The 15557-nt window shown below is 64.4% G+C and carries 12 protein-coding genes; 6 read left to right on the top strand and 6 right to left on the bottom strand.

The window, feature by feature from the left end:
* Positions 1-178: 178 nt before the first annotated feature.
* Positions 179-424, bottom strand: a complete 246-nt coding sequence (locus J8I87_RS36110; protein WP_209937143.1) for a hypothetical protein — start codon at positions 422-424, stop codon at positions 179-181.
* Positions 425-922: 498 nt separating this feature from the next.
* On the opposite strand from J8I87_RS36110, the gene J8I87_RS36105 reads away from it, so the two are divergent.
* The 4 genes from J8I87_RS36105 (at position 923) to J8I87_RS36090 (ending at position 3874) form a co-directional block, all read left to right on the top strand.
* A complete protein-coding gene (locus J8I87_RS36105) occupies positions 923-1393 on the top strand; it encodes a ribonuclease (RefSeq protein ID WP_209937115.1) in 471 nt (156 codons plus the stop codon).
* Positions 1394-1747: 354 nt separating this feature from the next.
* Positions 1748-2152, top strand: a complete 405-nt coding sequence (locus J8I87_RS36100; RefSeq protein WP_209937114.1) for a DUF6232 family protein — start codon at positions 1748-1750, stop codon at positions 2150-2152.
* 129 nt (positions 2153-2281) lie between these two features.
* Positions 2282-2620, top strand: coding sequence for a hypothetical protein (locus J8I87_RS36095; RefSeq protein ID WP_209937112.1), 339 nt, complete (start codon positions 2282-2284; stop codon positions 2618-2620).
* Positions 2621-2818: 198 nt separating this feature from the next.
* Positions 2819-3874, top strand: a complete 1056-nt coding sequence (locus tag J8I87_RS36090) for a hypothetical protein (protein WP_209937111.1) — start codon at positions 2819-2821, stop codon at positions 3872-3874.
* Between the two features lie 115 nt (positions 3875-3989).
* On the opposite strand, the gene J8I87_RS36085 is transcribed toward J8I87_RS36090, so the two are convergent.
* Positions 3990-6443, bottom strand: a complete 2454-nt coding sequence (locus tag J8I87_RS36085) for a glycogen/starch/alpha-glucan phosphorylase (protein ID WP_209937110.1) — start codon at positions 6441-6443, stop codon at positions 3990-3992.
* Positions 6444-6836: 393 nt separating this feature from the next.
* Here J8I87_RS36085 and J8I87_RS36080 point away from each other — a divergent pair, with 393 nt between their 5' ends.
* Both J8I87_RS36080 and J8I87_RS36075 read left to right on the top strand, forming a co-directional pair.
* Positions 6837-7064 carry a hypothetical protein gene (locus J8I87_RS36080; RefSeq protein WP_209937109.1) on the top strand — a complete coding sequence of 76 codons (228 nt, stop codon included), beginning with the start codon at positions 6837-6839 and terminating at the stop codon, positions 7062-7064.
* Positions 7065-7426: 362 nt separating this feature from the next.
* A complete protein-coding gene (locus J8I87_RS36075) occupies positions 7427-8815 on the top strand; it encodes an MFS transporter (RefSeq protein ID WP_209937140.1) in 1389 nt (462 codons plus the stop codon).
* Between the two features lie 73 nt (positions 8816-8888).
* Here J8I87_RS36075 and ltaE read toward each other — a convergent pair whose 3' ends face one another.
* The 4 genes from ltaE to J8I87_RS36055 all read right to left on the bottom strand — a co-directional run bounded on the left by ltaE (position 8889) and on the right by J8I87_RS36055 (position 15384).
* Entirely contained in the window at positions 8889-9893 is a 1005-nt protein-coding gene (ltaE, locus tag J8I87_RS36070) for a low-specificity L-threonine aldolase (RefSeq protein ID WP_209937108.1), read from the bottom strand.
* Positions 9894-10094: 201 nt separating this feature from the next.
* Complete coding sequence (locus J8I87_RS36065; protein WP_209937107.1) at positions 10095-12842, bottom strand: EAL domain-containing protein; 2748 nt, start codon at positions 12840-12842, stop codon at positions 10095-10097.
* Positions 12839-13636, bottom strand: a complete 798-nt coding sequence (locus J8I87_RS36060) for a substrate-binding periplasmic protein (RefSeq protein WP_209937106.1) — start codon at positions 13634-13636, stop codon at positions 12839-12841. The genes J8I87_RS36065 and J8I87_RS36060 overlap by 4 nt, the downstream gene beginning before the upstream one ends.
* A gap of 389 nt (positions 13637-14025) precedes the next feature.
* Complete coding sequence (locus J8I87_RS36055) at positions 14026-15384, bottom strand: MFS transporter (RefSeq protein WP_209937104.1); 1359 nt, start codon at positions 15382-15384, stop codon at positions 14026-14028.
* Between the last annotated feature and the right edge of the window lie 173 nt (positions 15385-15557).

Below are 15557 nucleotides of genomic sequence, written 5' to 3'. Positions count from 1 at the left end.
CGGCAATCGTTCCTTAAGCGGGAGCACTTCGCGCTCAAGCGGCATCCGCTGCGCGCTCCGCTCTACCGAAAGCAACTCGCCGAGCGCTTTTCCACGTGGCAGCGTTTCTCCGTACGCCTGCAATCCATCGGCCATCTGAGCAAATATGCGTCTTCCCCGGCATTGCGCCGCCGACGGGTCAACGCGACAAGGCCGACTCGTTTTCACGAATCCCGCGCTGCCGAAGAAAAAATTCCATATGTGCCAGCGCCACTTCAACGCGTACAGACAAGGCGGCTTGCGGGATGTTAACAACATAACCGCTCATGCGTGCATTTGCCAGTAATAGCCGGCGTGTCAGTGGCCCGCTCTTTGCCAGATAGTCGTTCGGATTGCGCAGCGAGACGCCGAGATACTTCTGCCGCGAGTTGCGGATAGTTAGCACGACAACTTCTCCATACGCCGGATGGCCGCCTTAAAAGACGAACGATAGATGAATAACGGCATCCGCGACTCGATCTGGGTCCCAGATGCCTCTATAGGCTGAGTACGCGTCTGCCAAGTGAAAGCGGCCTATCGTCTCTGTACTGTGGTTGGCCTGTCCGGTCGCGGGTCGCAAAGATCAGGATGCAGGCCCCGACTTCGGAAACGACCGGGCGCCGACGAAGTGACAATAATGGCCGCGGAATAGAGGCTCGCGTTCGACGGTCCTGGTTCAGCCGCCGTCACCGGGCGCTGCCGCGCACCGATTGGGTCCGCTTTGTGCGGGCCTGAGCCTGCCTATGCTGTTGGTTCGCGATGCGCGAGGAACTCGCAGCGCCGCTCGCGCCTTCCTGCTCCATAGGATCTATTTCCGGCCGAACATTGATTCGCTCCGCCATTAGCGATACCTTTACATTTATCCTGGTCGTCGAATGCTGGTCAACGAGGGGAGAACCGTTTCGTGAAGAGAGCGTGGGCTTTCTCCTGCATCGTGGCCTTGAGCGCGATCCTCGGCGGATGCGGCAAGGAGGGATCGCACAACGCCACTGAGGCATCGGGCGCATCCGCGAGCGGGGCAGCGAGTCAGCCCGCGCAGGGCGCGAGCGACGCAACGGCCGCGTCTGGCGCGCAACAGACGGGCGCGCTGGGCACCGTCACCAAGACACAGTTGCCGGGGGAGGCAGCCGAAACACTGCGGCTGATCAAGGCGGGCGGCCCCTTCCCTTTTGGCGAGGACGGCGTCCTGTTCCGTAACAGTGCGCTTTTGCTGCCGAAGCATCCGCGCGGCTATTACCACACCTACACGGTTCGCACGCCTGGCTCGACGGATCGTGGGCAGCGCCGGATCGTATGTGGTGGACCGCGCAAGCAGACCAGCGACTGCTATTACACCGACGATTACTACGCCAGTTTTAAGCGCATTGCAGAATAAAACTGGGATTGACTGCATGAGCGACGGCATTGTTTGCTGGAACGGTCCCGTGAAATCGCATCATGAACAACACCCATCGCTCGATCATGGTCACGGGTTCCCTGCGGCGGTCCGGCGGCACTCATTAATTGCGCCGTGCGCTGCTGGCACGTCCGGTTTCAATGGAGCCTGCGCGCCATCGAAGACTTGCCGTTTGAGCGCTGACGTGACGGCGCCCTGGTATGATATGGCTCAAGTTGAACACCGGAATTTGAGCCCTATCTGACGCGTTTCGATCGGTTGGAAAAAATCCGTACTATTAGGCAATCGAAGTCTGCTACGCTGCGCCCTTTCCCCCAGCCTGAACCAGTCAAGATGGAAACCCCTTTCAACGAACGCGGCGTCTCGGTGACGCGCAACGCCCTGTCGGCGGCGGGCCAGGTCTTTCCGTTGCGCGACATCCAGGGCGTGCGCGTCGTCACCGTGCAGAAGAACAAGGTCCTGCCCTGGGCGATTTCGCTGATCGGCGCCGCGGGCGCGATTGTCGGCGGCGTGTTTGAGTCGTCGGCCGGTATCGTGTGCGGCGTGATGCTGGTCGTGGTCGGCTGGCTCACGTGGCGCAGCCAGGACGTCACGCACCGCCTAATGGTCCGCACCGGCGATACCGAGCGCGAAGCGCTCTCCAGCATCGATCTGCCGTTTGTCGAGCGCGTCGCGCAAACGGTCCGCGATGCGCGCGGCGCCTCTGCGGCCTCTCCCGCCGCCGCGCCCAAAAGCTGAGCGCACGCGCCGTCTTTACACAAAATTAACGGCACGCGTGGTGCCTTTTTGCGCCCGCTTGAGACGCTGCCCGCTAGAGTGGAAGCATCTCAACAGCCACGCCGCCAAACTCGCGGCGGCGCATCGACGATGCATACAGCAATCGCTTCATCGCGCACGCTCCCGCGCCGCGCGCCCGCCATCGACATCGCAGCCCAACCCGCCCTGTCTGTCGTCACGATCGACGTGACCGTGCCGGGCACCTCGTCGGCAGCAGGCCGCCGTGCGTTGCTTGCGGCCCTCGGCGAGGGTTCGCGCCTCTTCGTGATCGCCGTCGACAAACGCAACGACTGCATCACCTTCCGCGTCGACGTGATGGCGCGCAGCGTCGGCGACGTCGTCGGCGCACTTGCAAGCGCGCTGCGCGACGCGACTGTCGGCCGCGTACGCGCCGTCTGCCTTGCGCAATCGAGCGCACAGCAGCACTAAAGCAGCACAGGGCGGGCACGTCCACACATTTTTGCAGGTGTCCACGACCGCGCGCGTACAGTCGGCGGTCCTGTCATCTCGCGTGCCCTCGCGCCGGGCTGCGCGCGCATTGCTTCAACCGGCGGTCCGCGCTGTTCGGAGCCCGAAGCGCCGCGCGCGGCCGGCACCGCGACCACGCATTTCTGCAAGGTGTGTGCGATGTCTGTCCATTTCTTCCGGCGCATGGCCGGCTTCGCGGGCGCGCTTATCGTGCTCGCGCTCACGGCCTGTTCGACCCCGATCTCCACGCCCGTCCCGCCCGAAACGAAAGCGAGCCTGATCAACGGCGGGCGTGACGGCCTGCTCGTGCCGCTGTACGCGGAGCGCAGCGATACGCGCGGGCGCACGTCGATCGGCTTGCCCGTGCAGATGGACGGCAAGGCCGTCTATCTGATGCTCGATACGGGCACGCGCGGCGTGCGCGTGCTGTCGTCGGTGTTGCCGCGCTCGAACTATCCGTCGACGGGCCAGCGCACGACGCTCGTGTTCGCAACGGATGCGCAGGTGTCCGGCGCGACCGTCACGTTGCCGTTGAGCATCACCGGCACGAAGCCCGTCGATATCGCCGCGCAAGCCGTCGACCAGGTCAGCTGCCTGAAGAGCAACAAGCGCTGCGTCGCGCAGGACGGCTACACGGGCGAATTCGGCTGGGCGTTCTCGGGCATTCTCGGCGTCGGCGCCGACGAGCCGCGCGACGCCTGCTGCACCCAACCGCTGCGCGCGCTGCCCGGCAACATCGGCCAGCGGTACATCGTGCGCTCGAACCTGAACCGTCCGTTTCTGGTGCTGAGCCCGTCGAATGAACTCACCAAGGACTTCACGATCGTCCCGCTCACGAACGCGAAGGACGGCTCCGAGCAATGGCCGACGGGCTGCGTGCAGATCGGCAACAAGATGCGCTTTTGCGCGCCCGTGGTGTTCTCGACGGGCGGCACCGACATGATCCGCGTCGAAACCGACAAGGCGCCCGACTGGGAAGGCGACACCGACGAGCACAAGACCTTCGCGCAAGGCAATTACAACGTGGTGCTCGGGGTCGGCAACTGGGCGCACCGCTTCAACGACGCGCAAACGGTGATCGCCAAGGCCGCGCCGGGCGCGAACCGCATCGTGGTCGGATTGATGTCGTTGCAGAACATCGACTTGCTGTTCGACTTCGCGCACGGCCAACTGGGACTGCGCGCGTCGCGCGACATCGAGCGAATGGGCAGTTGAAGCCGCCCGCGCGCCGACGTCCTTCACGCGCGCAAACACGCCGCAAACATGCCGCAAACACGCAAGAGCCGCTGTGTGACTCCCGTCGCGCAGCGGCTTTTTCAATGCATGGACGTCACTCGAGTTCGAGCGGCTTCACATTCCAGATGTCGCGTGCATACTCGGCGATCGTACGGTCCGACGAGAACTGCCCCATGCCCGCGACATTTTCGATCGCGCTCTTCGTCCAGTTGCGCCTGTCGACATAGCGCTTGTCGACTTCATCCTGCGCCTTCGCGAACGCGGCGAAATCGGCGAGCACCATGTAGTGATCGCCCCAATCGACGAGCGTGTGGAAAATATCCGAAAAGCGCAGCGGATCGTCCGGCGAGAAGAAGCCGGTGCGGATCTGGTCGAGCGCCATCTTCAGTTCCGGGTCGTGCTCGTAGATTTCGCGCGGGCGATAGCCCGTCGCGCGCAATTCGTCTACTTCATCGGCCGAATGCCCGAAGATGAAGATATTCTCGCGCCCGACCGCATCGCAAATTTCGATATTCGCGCCATCCATCGTGCCGATCGTCAGTGCGCCGTTCAGCGCGAGCTTCATGTTCCCCGTGCCCGACGCTTCCGTGCCCGCCATCGAAATCTGCTCGGACAGATCGGCGGCGGGAATGATCAGTTCCGCGACGCTCACGCCATAGTTCGGCACGAATACGACCTTGAGCCGGTCGCCGATCAACGGGTCGCCGTTCACGGTCTTGCCCACATCGCCGATCAGCTTGATGATCGTCTTCGCCATCCGGTATGCGGATGCCGCCTTGCCCGCGAACATCACGACGCGCGGCACCCAGTCGCGCTCAGGATGCGCGCGGATGCGGTTGTAGCGCACGATCACATGCAACGCGTTCAGCAGTTGCCGCTTGTATTCGTGAATGCGCTTGACCTGCAGATCGAAGAGGGCTTCCGGGTCGAACGTCATCTTCGTGTGCTGTTGCAGGCGATGGATCAGACGCAGCTTGTTCTGACGCTTCGCTTCGTGGAATGCGTGGATGAACGCCGGGTCGTCGCGCAGAGCGCGCAGCTTGCCGAGTTCGAACAGATCGCGCCGCCAATGCACGCCAATCTGTTCATCGATCAGTTGCGACATCGACGGGCTCGCTTGCGCGAGCCAGCGGCGCGGCGTCACGCCATTGGTGACGTTCGTGAAGCGCTCTGGCCACAGCTTCGCGAAGTCCGCGAAAATGTCGCGCGTCATCAGTTGCGAATGCAGCTTCGACACGCCATTCACCTTCTGGCTCGCGACGATCGCCAGATGCGCCATGCGCACCCGCCGCTGTCCGTATTCATCGACGAGCGAAATGCGCCGGATCATGTCGACGTCATGGCCCGAATGTTCGCTGACATGCTTGAGAAATTCAGCGTTGATATCGAAGATGATTTCGAGGTGACGCGGCAACAGGCGCGCGAGCGTCTCCACGTCCCACGTTTCGAGCGCCTCGGGCATCAACGTGTGGTTCGTGTACGAGAACATCTGCTGCACGTCTTTCCATGCCTTCGCCCACGGCACCTGATGCACGTCGACGAGCAGGCGCATCAGTTCGGGAATCGCCAGCACCGGGTGCGTGTCGTTCAGATGCACGGCGACTTTTTCGGCGAAGCGGCCGAAGGTGCTGTGCGTTCTCTGGTAACGGCGGATCAGGTCCTGCATCGTCGCAGACACGAAGAAGTATTCCTGGCGCAGCCGCAGTTCGCGGCCGGCGGGCGTCGAGTCGTCGGGATAAAGCAGGCGCGATACGTTCTCCGACATATTCTTCGCATCGACGGCGCGGCGATAGTCGCCCTGATTGAACGCCGACAGATCGAGTTCTTCCGTGGCGCGCGCGGACCATAGACGCAGCGTGTTCGTCGCGCTCGTCGCGAAGCCGGGGATCACGGTGTCGTACGCCATCGCGTTCACGTGCTGCGTTTCGATCCACGCGACGTGGCCGTCGCGCTGCACCGTGCGCCCGCCGAAATGCACGATGTACTGCACTTCCGGACGCGGAAACTCCCACGGGTTGCCGGCGCGCAGCCAGTAATCGGGTGTCTCGATCTGCTCGCCGTCGACGATCTGCTGTCTGAACATCCCGTATTCATAGCGGATGCCGTAGCCGAAGCCCGGAATGCCGAGCGTCGCCATCGAATCGAGGAAGCACGCGGCAAGACGCCCGAGGCCGCCGTTGCCGAGCGCGGCGTCGGGTTCGAGATCGGTGAGCGCCTCCATGTCGACGCCGAGACCCGCGAGCGCTTCCTTCATCTGATCGTAGATGCCGAGCGCGAGCAGCGCGTTTGTAAACGTGCGTCCGATCAGAAATTCCATCGAAAGGTAGTACACGCGCTTCACGTCCTGCTCGTATTGCAGGCGCGTGGTTTTCATCCAGCGCGCGACGAGCCGGTCGCGCACAGCGAGCGCCGCGGCATGCAGCCAGTCTTGCGGGCGCGCTGTCACGGCGTCCTTGCCGACGCCGTACATCATGCGGTTGGAGATCGAGCGCCGCAGCGCGTCGACGGTACTGTTGAGCTGGTCGAATTCCAGATCCACCGCTGTCATCGAAACCTCCGGTAATACGACGCGGCGCGCGCTTGACTGCTGGCGTCTCGTGTGCGGGCGGCGCGAGCCGGTCTGGCGGATAAATAAGCAGAGTAGGACATTTTGTGCGATCCCGCGTCTGCTGCCGTTGTGTTGTCGAAAATCCCGCTACCCGGGCAGACACGGGCAGCAGCGATGCAGTTCCGTCACTGCCGCGATGAGTTGAGCCGACGAAAGCGTCCGAAGTCCTCGCGTTTCGCACGATGCCGGTGCAGACGGCTCTGTTCCTTGCACTAGTATGGATGAGTAAAAAGGCGTGTCAGCGACAGTTTCTCCGTTCTGCGCGCCACCTTGTCTCATGCAAGATGATTGCTGTCCCGCTGCTCGCATCACCGCGCTCCGACGGAGGTCCAAATGAACGCACAATCCGTGCTCGGTATCATCCATGCGCAGGAACTGCTGATGGTGTCGCTCATCCGCGCACTTCCGCCCGCCGAGCGGCGCAAGGTATCGGACGAATTCCACGGCCAGGTCGAACTGGCGGAAGCACCGCATCTGAGCGACGGCCACGACCGCGAGATGACAGACGCGTTCAAGGCGCATATCCGCAAGCTGTCGATCCTGCTGGCATCGTGTAGCTGAGCGCGGCGCTGGCGGGTTTCGCGCGATGCCGTCGTGCCTTCCGGCGCTCGCGCCGGACTCGTCAATTTGGCGCGCGACGGACGGTTAGTTGCATGAGAGGCGATGCCACCATCCGTTGTCCGTGCGTATGCCGCGCCGTGCTTGCAACGACCTTTCAGACCACCTTCAATGCGCGGCTCCCAGCACGATCCGCGCGGCTCTGTAACAATCGCTTCATTCGCGTGGGGCACGTCGCCCGTGCAGCGTTGCGTCATGCGCGCCGATGCGAGCTTGATCGAGCCTTCCGCGCTTTAGCCAGTCCTTTGCAGAGCCCGTCCTTGTCCGAGAACACTTCCAGTCCGGCGCGTATCGCCGACGCACCCATGTCCGCCGGTCACCGCTTCGCGATGGCGGCGATCATGCTGTCTGTCGCGCTCGCGTCGCTCGACACCGCGATCGCCAATACCGCGCTGCCCGCGATCGCCGCGGATCTGCACGCGAGGCCGGCTGAGTCCGTGTGGATCATCAACGCGTATCAGCTCGCGATGGTCGCGACGCTGCTGCCGCTTGCGGCGCTCGGCGACATCGTCGGGCACCGGCGCATCTACATCGGCGGAATCGTGATGTTCACGGCGGCTTCGCTCGCCTGCGCGCTCGCGCCGACGCTGCCGCTGCTCGCGGGCGCACGCGTTTTACAAGGGCTCGGCGCGGCGGCGATCATGAGCGTCAATACGGCGCTCATCAGACATCTTTACCCGCCGCATCAGCTGGGGCGCGGCGTGGGCATTAACGCGCTGGTGGTCGGCGTGTCGTTTGCCGTGGGACCGACGGTGGCCTCGCTGATCCTGTCGGTGGCCAACTGGCCGTGGCTGTTCGCCGTCAACGTGCCGCTCGGTGTGCTGGCGCTGTCGTTCGCATTGCCGGGACTGCCGCGCACGCCGCGCGGCACGCATCAGTTCGACCGGGTCGCGGCACTGCTGAATGTCATCACGTTCGCCGCGCTGATCTTCGCGCTGGGCGAAGCGGCGCAGCGCGCGCCGTCCGCCATGGTGCTGGGCGCCGCGGCCGTCGCGATCGTATTCGGCGCGCTGCTGATGCGCCGCGAGGCGGGCCACCCCGCGCCGATGCTGCCCGTCGATCTGTTCAGGCTGCCCGTGTTCGCGCTGTCGGCGGTGACGGCCGTGTGCTCGTTCGCCGCGCAAGGGCTCGCGTTCGTCTCGCTGCCGTTCTATTTCGAGGATGTGCTGCATCGCAGCCAGGTCGAGACCGGCTTCCTGATGACGCCGTGGCCTGTCGTCGTCGCACTCGCCGCGCCGTTCGCCGGGCGGCTGTCGGACCGCTATCCGCCGGGCCTGCTCGGCGCGATCGGCCTTGCGATTCTATGCGGCGGCATGGCCTCGCTTGCGATGCTGCCGCAGTATCCGCCCGTAATCGACATCACGATTCGCATGGCGATCTGCGGCGCCGGCTTCGGATTTTTCCAGTCGCCGAACCTGAAAGCGCTGATGGCGAGCGCGCCGCCCCATCGCAGCGGCGGCGCGAGCGGCATCATCGCGACGTCCCGGCTGATCGGCCAAACGACGGGCGCGGCGCTCGTCGCTCTGAGCTTCAGTATTGCGGGGCGCCACGGCCCGACGCTTTCTCTCTCAGCAGGCGCCGTGTTCGCTGGCGCTGCGAGCATTGCGAGCGGCTTGCGGCTTTTTGCGCCGTCGCATCGCGCGCAAACCGCCGTCACGACAGTCACGACCGTGACGGCCGCCAAGGAACAGTAGAGCGCGCAAAGCGTCGCGCCTGCTGCCGCGCCGCGTGGATCGCGCAACGCGGCATGGCGACCAGGCGTGCATCTCAGCGCGCGAAGTACTGCTTCACTGCCGTCACGAACGTGTCGATATCAGCGCGCGACACGTCCATGTGCGTAACGAAGCGCGACGCGTACAACATCTGTGTGAGAATGCCGCGCTCCTTGAGCCACGCTTCGAGCGGCGCGCAATGCTCTTGCGGGAACTGCGCGAACACCATGTTGGTGGCCTGCGACTGCACCTTCACCTGATCGATCTGCGCAAGGCCGGCCGCCAGATGCGCGGCGTTGTCGTGATCTTCGGCAAGACGGTCGACGTTGTGATCGAGCGCATAGTGGCACGCCGCCGCCAGAACGCCCGCCTGGCGCATGCCGCCGCCCAGCACCTTACGCCAGCGGTGCGCGATGTCGATGAGCGCCTTGCTGCCGACCAGCACCGAGCCCACGGGCGCGCCGAGTCCCTTCGAGAAACAGATCGACACCGTGTCGAACGGCGCGCACAGCGCCTCGACTGGCTGCTTCGACGCGACGGCCGCATTGCAGACGCGCGCGCCGTCGAGGTGCGTCGACAGACCGCGTTCGCGCGCGAGCTGCGTGGCCTCGGCGACATAGCCCGCGAGCAGCACCTTGCCGCCGATCGTGTTTTCCAGCGCAAGCAGCCGCGTGCGCGCGAAGTGATTGTCGATGGGCTTGATCGCGGCGACGATCTTGTCGAGCGGCAGCGAGCCGTCGAGCGCATTTTCGATCGGCTGCGGCTGGATGCTGCCGAGCACCGCCGCGCCGCCGCCTTCGTATTTATACGTGTGCGCGGCCTGGCCGACGATGTACTCGTCGCCGCGTGCGCAATGCGCCATCAGCGCGGCGAGATTGCTTTGCGTGCCGCTTGGGAAGAACAGCCCCGCCTCCTTGCCGGCGCGCTCGGCGACGGTGGCTTGCAGGCGCAGCACCGTCGGGTCGTCGCCCCAGACATCGTCGCCGACCTCGGCGACTGTCATCGCGGCGAGCATGTTCTTGCTCGGACGGGTCACTGTATCGCTGCGCAAATCGATCATGTGTTTTCCTCGAGGATGACGGGGCGCCCCACATACAACGGCACGACGCGTGAAGCGCGCAATTGAGTCCGCAGAGTTTATCAACTCCGCCGGCAACGCGTGACCTGGCCGATCGGCCAGGTGTCGCGCCGCGCCCGGCATTGGTAAAACATCGGAAGGCAACGACTTCGAAGGCAGGCGTACGTGAATATGAACCCGAACTCAACGCATCTCGAGCGCCCACTCGCGCGAATCGAAGGTATCGGCGAATGCCTCGAACTGCTCGATGGGCAGCGGCCTGCAGAACAGATAGCCTTGGTACGCGTGGCACCCCGCGTCGGCGAGGAACCGGCGCTGCGCTTGCGTCTCGACGCCCTCGGCGATCACGTCCAAGCCGAGGCTGTGCGAGAGCGTGACGATCGCGCGCGCGATCACCGCGTCGTTCGGATCGTCGAGCACATCGCGCACGAACGACCTGTCGATCTTCAGTTGTCCAAGCGGCAGGCGCTTCAGATACGACAGCGACGAATAGCCGACGCCGAAGTCGTCGAGCGAAAACACCACGCCCTTTGCACGCAGCAACGTCATCTTGCGAATGATGTCCTCGACGTTGTCGACCAGCACGCTTTCCGTCAGCTCCAGCTTCAGGCGGCTGGGGTCGGCGCCCGTGCGCGCCAGCGCATCGAGCACCTTGGCGACGAAGTTGTCCTCGCGAAGCTGTTGCACGCTGACGTTGACGGCAATCGAAAGATGCGCCCTGCCAGAGCGCGTCGACCATTGCGCGAGCTGCCGGCAGGCCATGTCGAGCACCTTCTCGCCGAGCGCGAGAATCAGCCCTGTCTCCTCGGCGAGCGGGATGAATTCGGCAGGCGGCACGAGCCCCTGCTCCGGGTGCTGCCAGCGCACGAGCGCCTCGGCGCCCGTCACGCGATCGCCGTTGAGCACCTGCGCCTGGTAATGCAAGAGCAACTGGTCTTCATCGATTGCGCGGCAAAGCGCCGCTTCCAGCGCCGCGCGCTCCATCACCACCGTCTGCATCGCAGGGTCGAAGAAGCAGATCGCATTGCGCCCGCTCTCCTTCGACTTGTACATCGCGAGATCGGACTGCTTCAGCAGTTCGTCGATCGAGGTTTCGTGCCCCGTGAACAGCGTCGCGCCGATGCTCGCGGTCGTGCGGAACTCCGTGCCGTCCAGATGGTAGGTAGCGGACAGCGCGTCCAGCACTTTTTCGGCGGCGGCCTCCGTCGCGCTCGCCGCTTCTTCGCGATTGCGGCTCAGATCGCCGAGCACGATCACGAACTCGTCGCCGCCCATGCGCGCAACCGTGTCGCCCTCGCGCACGCTCGCGAGCAGCCGCCGCGCGACCTGGCCGAGCAGCAGGTCGCCCTTGTCGTGGCCGAGCGTATCGTTGAGCGTCTTGAAGTTGTCGAGATCGACGAACAGCAGCGCGCCGTGCGTATGGTTCTGCGCGCTCAATGCGATCACCTGCTTCAGACGGTCGCGCAGCAGCGTGCGGTTCGGCAGATGCGTAAGCGCGTCGAAGAAAGCGAGTTCCTTGATCTGCTCTTCCGCGAGCTTGCGCTCAGTGATGTCGTAGTGCGTGCCGACATAGTGCGTGACGCGGCCGTCCTGCGCCGTCACGGCCGTGATCGTCAGCCACTTCGGATAGATCTCGCCGTTCTTGCGCCGATCCCAGATCTCGCCCTGCCATCCGCCCGCGCGGCCAATCGTGTCCCACATGTCGCGGAAGAACGCGGCATCGTGACGTCCCGAACTGAGGATGCGCGGGTTCTTGCCGATCACTTCCTCGGCCGTGTAGCCGGTGCATTGGGTGAAGGCCGAGTTGACGCGCAGGATCGTGCCGTCTGCGTCCGTGACCATCATGCCTTCGAGCGAATCGAATGCGACGGCCGCGATGCGCAGCTCGGCCTCGCTCTCGCGCACCTCGGCCGTCATCTTCGACGCGAGCCGCATCGCGCGGCTGCGGCCGCTCGCGAGGCTCCAGGCGAGCAGCGCGAGCAGCAGGCTCAGCCCCGCGCCCGTGCAGGCGATCAGCATCTTCGCATTGCGCCCGAAGCGCGCCTTGAAGTCGTCCTGCGCCGTCATCGACAGCGTCCAGTCGTGCCCGCCCACCACGAGATATTCGGTCGCGGAAATCACCTCGCGGCTCTTCGGCTCCGACGAGCGGTACAGCAGCGACCCGGGCGACGGCTGCGTGCCGTCGTAGATCGACAGATACAGGCCGGGCGGCTGGTCGCCATAGAGGCTCGCCAGCACATCGCGCATGCGGAACGCCGCGTATACCCAGCCCAGCAGATGCGAACGGCGGTCGTCGACAGTGTCTTGCGGCTGGCCCTGCTCGTAGATAGGCAGGTACATCACGAAGCCGGGCAGCGGCGGCGCGCCCGCGTCTGACGCCAGTTGCACCCTGCCCGATATCACGGCAAGCCCGGAGTCGCGCGAGCGCTCCATCGCGAGCCGGCGCTCGGGATTGATCCACGCATCGTAGCCGAGCAGCGTCTTGCCGTTGGATGGCACCGGCTCGCGGGCGGTCAAGAGCGCGTAGCCGTCGCGCTCGCCAGGGGGATTGATCGCGTAGCGCCTGCCGATGCGCGTGCGCATGTCCGCCATGTGTGCATCGAGCCTGGCGGCGGGCACCCACTGCACGACGCCGATCGCCTGCACGCCCGCGAAGTTCGCATCGGCATTGATCGCGCCAATGTAGCCGTGAAACGCCTGCAGATCGAGCGAGCCGCGTGCGGCGAACATCCCCTGCACGCCGCGCAGCATCTGCTCGTAGGTCGCCATCCGCTGCTCGATGCGGCTGACGGAATCGCCCATCGCGAAGTTGAATTCGGAAAGCAGTTCGCGCCTCGCGGCCTGCCGCTCGTGATCCCACACGGACCAGGTGATCGCCAGCCCGGTCACGAGAATCAGCAGCGGCAGCAGGATGAGGCGCGCGCGATTCATCGTGGTAGCGTGAAATCGACCATCGAGTCGGCGAGCTCAGGTTTGAAGTACTTTCTGAAAATGCGCCGCACCGTGCCATCCGCACGCATCTCCTCGACCAGCGCGCGCCACTTTTGCTGTTCTTCGGGGGGCAGCGCCTTCTTCGACATGATGAGGCCGTGCGGCACGGCGGCGTCGTTGAATTCGATGATGGTGGTGATGTCGCGGATGCGCTTTTCATCCAGCGCCGGATAGTCGAACGGCTCGATGATCATCCCCTGAATGCTGTCGCGCATCAGCGCCTGATAGAGCGGCTCCAGTCCGCCCGCCTGACTGACGCGATTGGCCGCGGAAAGCGTATCGACCAGTTCGTTGGCCGACTGACTATACCGGAAGCTCCGGATCACGCCGAGTTGAAAGTTTTCGCTGTGTTCGAAATCGGACAACTTCCGGATGCCGGCGTCCTTGCGCACGAGCAGATAGAACTTGTCGCTGAAGTACCACGCGAACGACGCGTATCTGTCGCGCTCCGCATTCGTGATTCCGGACAGGCTGAAATCGAGCGCGCCGGATTCGATCAGCTTCCAGATCCGCGCGCGCGACATCAGGCTGACACGAATGTCGCAGCCGCTGCGGCGGATCATTTCGTCGGCGAAGTCCTTGTCGATGCCGGCGTTCGTTTCCTGCGAATAGAGCAGGCCGTGATCGTGCAGCGCGAGGGTGAAGGGACGCGAGCAGTCTGGACCGCCCGCGAATGCGTTGCCGCTCAGGGATAGCAGCAGGATCAACAAACCGACAAGTCTGCGGTGGAGCACGGCAACTCCCGTTTCGATTTTGGGCTCAGGTCTGGTCTTCGTGCGCTGGCTGGCCTGGCCGCGTGCGCACGCGTCGCAATCAACGGGCCCGCGCACGACGTTTGGCCTGCGCGAGAGCAGACCTTACCCGTTATCGGCAGGCGGAGGAAATTACTTGAGATGCGCCGGACGACCCGCCCGGCCGATGATACGCGAGCGGTTCGACCGCCGTGTGTCGCGAGGACATTTGAACGCCCGTTCGTTTATACGCTGGATTAATCCGAACGGAAGAACCCGCGAGAAGGGAGACCGCAACCCGTTTCGAAACGACGGGCAAGGCGAGAGGAAAGATCGGACAGACGGCGCTGATGGAGAAAGCGGCGAGCGCCGCCCTCCCCGTAGCGTTCGATTCAATGGCCCAGCGACTCGACCTTGCCATGCACGGCATCAGCCGCATGGGGTCTCGCCATCTGCTTGATCAGCAATGCGATGCACGCGATCACCCCGGCAATCGCAATCGTCGCGAACACGCCGGAGAACGTGAAGTGCCGGCGCGTGAGCTCGGCGACCAGGAACGAGCCTGCAATCCCGCCGAAGCGGCCGACGCCCAACATCCACGCGACGCCCGTGCCGCGTCCTTCAGTCGGATAGAAGGCGGCCGCGAGCGCAGGCATCGACGACTGCGCGGTGTTCATCAGCACGCCCGCGATGAACACGATCGCCACGAGCGCGCCGACATTCCCCGCCGCCTGTCCGATGAAATACACGCTGACGGCCGTCAGCGCATAGCACACGGCAATCACGCGGTTCGCGTTGAAGCGGTCCATCAGCACGCCGCACAGCACCGCACCGACGCCGCCAAGCGGGAACAGCGCCGAAATCAGCGTCGCGCTCTTCGGTGTCAGGCCAGCGTCTTTCAGCAGGATCGGCATCCAGTTGATCGACGCGTAGAAGATCACGAGGCCCATGAAGTACGTGAGCCACAGCATCACCGAGCCGATGATGTAGGACCGCGACAGCACCACGCCGAGCCCCTTGCTGCCCGTTTGCGGCGCGGTCTCCGTCATGACGAACGAACCGGCATTCATCGCTTGCGGCGAGATCCGCGCGAGCGTCGCGCGAATCCGCTCGACGGGCTGACTGCTCGCCACCATGAAGCGCACCGACTCCGGCATCTTGATGATCAGCAGGATGCCGAGCAGCAACGGCGTCACGCCGCCCAGCATCAGCACGCTGCGCCAGCCGAAATGCGGAATCATCCATGCGGCAAGAAAGCCGCCGAACGCCGCGCCCAGCGGAAAGCCGCAAAACATCAGGTTGATCACCGTCGCGCGGCGGCCGTCCGGGCAGAACTCGCCCATCATCGTCACTGCGTTCGGCATCGCCGCGCCCAGACCGACGCCCGTGATGAAGCGCAGCACGGTCAATTGGCCGATGCTCGACGAGAACGACGACGCCAGACACGCAATGCCGAACAGGAACACGGAGCTGAGCAGCAGCGAGCGGCGTCCGAGACGGTCGGACAGCGGACCCGAGCCGAGCGCGCCGCAGGCGAGGCCGAACAGCGCGGCGCTCAGCACGGGCGCGAGATCGGGCTTCGACAGTCCCCATTCGGTCAGCAAGGACGGCGCGATGAAGCCGATCGCCGCCGTGTCGAAACCGTCCAGCAGGACGATCACGAAGCACATCAGAAAAATGAGCCATTGAAAACCGCCGAATGGCTGCTCATTGATGAACGTCTGTACGTTCACGACGGAAGTGCGGTTCATCGCCTGTCTCCTGCTACGCGCGACGCAGCAGAGATGCTGCGTCTGTCACCCTATATTGCCTCAGAACCGATGCACGATCCCCACGCCGGCCGCGAACATGCTGCGCGATGACGACGGCGACGTCTGGAAGCCGTCGCCGATGGTCGCCGTCGCGTTGATGATCGACCGGCCGT

This window comes from Paraburkholderia sp. LEh10, from assembly GCF_017814945.1.
GTDB lineage: Bacteria > Pseudomonadota > Gammaproteobacteria > Burkholderiales > Burkholderiaceae > Paraburkholderia.
The sequence above is the reverse complement of the archived record's forward strand: the minus strand, read 5'-3'. Positions and strand labels throughout refer to the sequence as shown.

Coding starts and splice junctions, on each gene's coding strand:
- J8I87_RS36100 (WP_209937114.1), top strand. CDS start 1,748: ATGGAAACCCCTTTCAACGAACGCGGCGTCTCGGTGACGCGCAACGCC.
- J8I87_RS36095 (WP_209937112.1), top strand. CDS start 2,282: ATGCATACAGCAATCGCTTCATCGCGCACGCTCCCGCGCCGCGCGCCC.
- J8I87_RS36090 (WP_209937111.1), top strand. CDS start 2,819: ATGTCTGTCCATTTCTTCCGGCGCATGGCCGGCTTCGCGGGCGCGCTT.
- J8I87_RS36085 (WP_209937110.1), bottom strand. CDS start 6,443: ATGACAGCGGTGGATCTGGAATTCGACCAGCTCAACAGTACCGTCGAC.
- J8I87_RS36080 (WP_209937109.1), top strand. CDS start 6,837: ATGAACGCACAATCCGTGCTCGGTATCATCCATGCGCAGGAACTGCTG.
- J8I87_RS36075 (WP_209937140.1), top strand. CDS start 7,427: ATGTCCGCCGGTCACCGCTTCGCGATGGCGGCGATCATGCTGTCTGTC.
- ltaE (WP_209937108.1), bottom strand. CDS start 9,893: ATGATCGATTTGCGCAGCGATACAGTGACCCGTCCGAGCAAGAACATG.
- J8I87_RS36065 (WP_209937107.1), bottom strand. CDS start 12,842: ATGAATCGCGCGCGCCTCATCCTGCTGCCGCTGCTGATTCTCGTGACC.
- J8I87_RS36055 (WP_209937104.1), bottom strand. CDS start 15,384: ATGAACCGCACTTCCGTCGTGAACGTACAGACGTTCATCAATGAGCAG.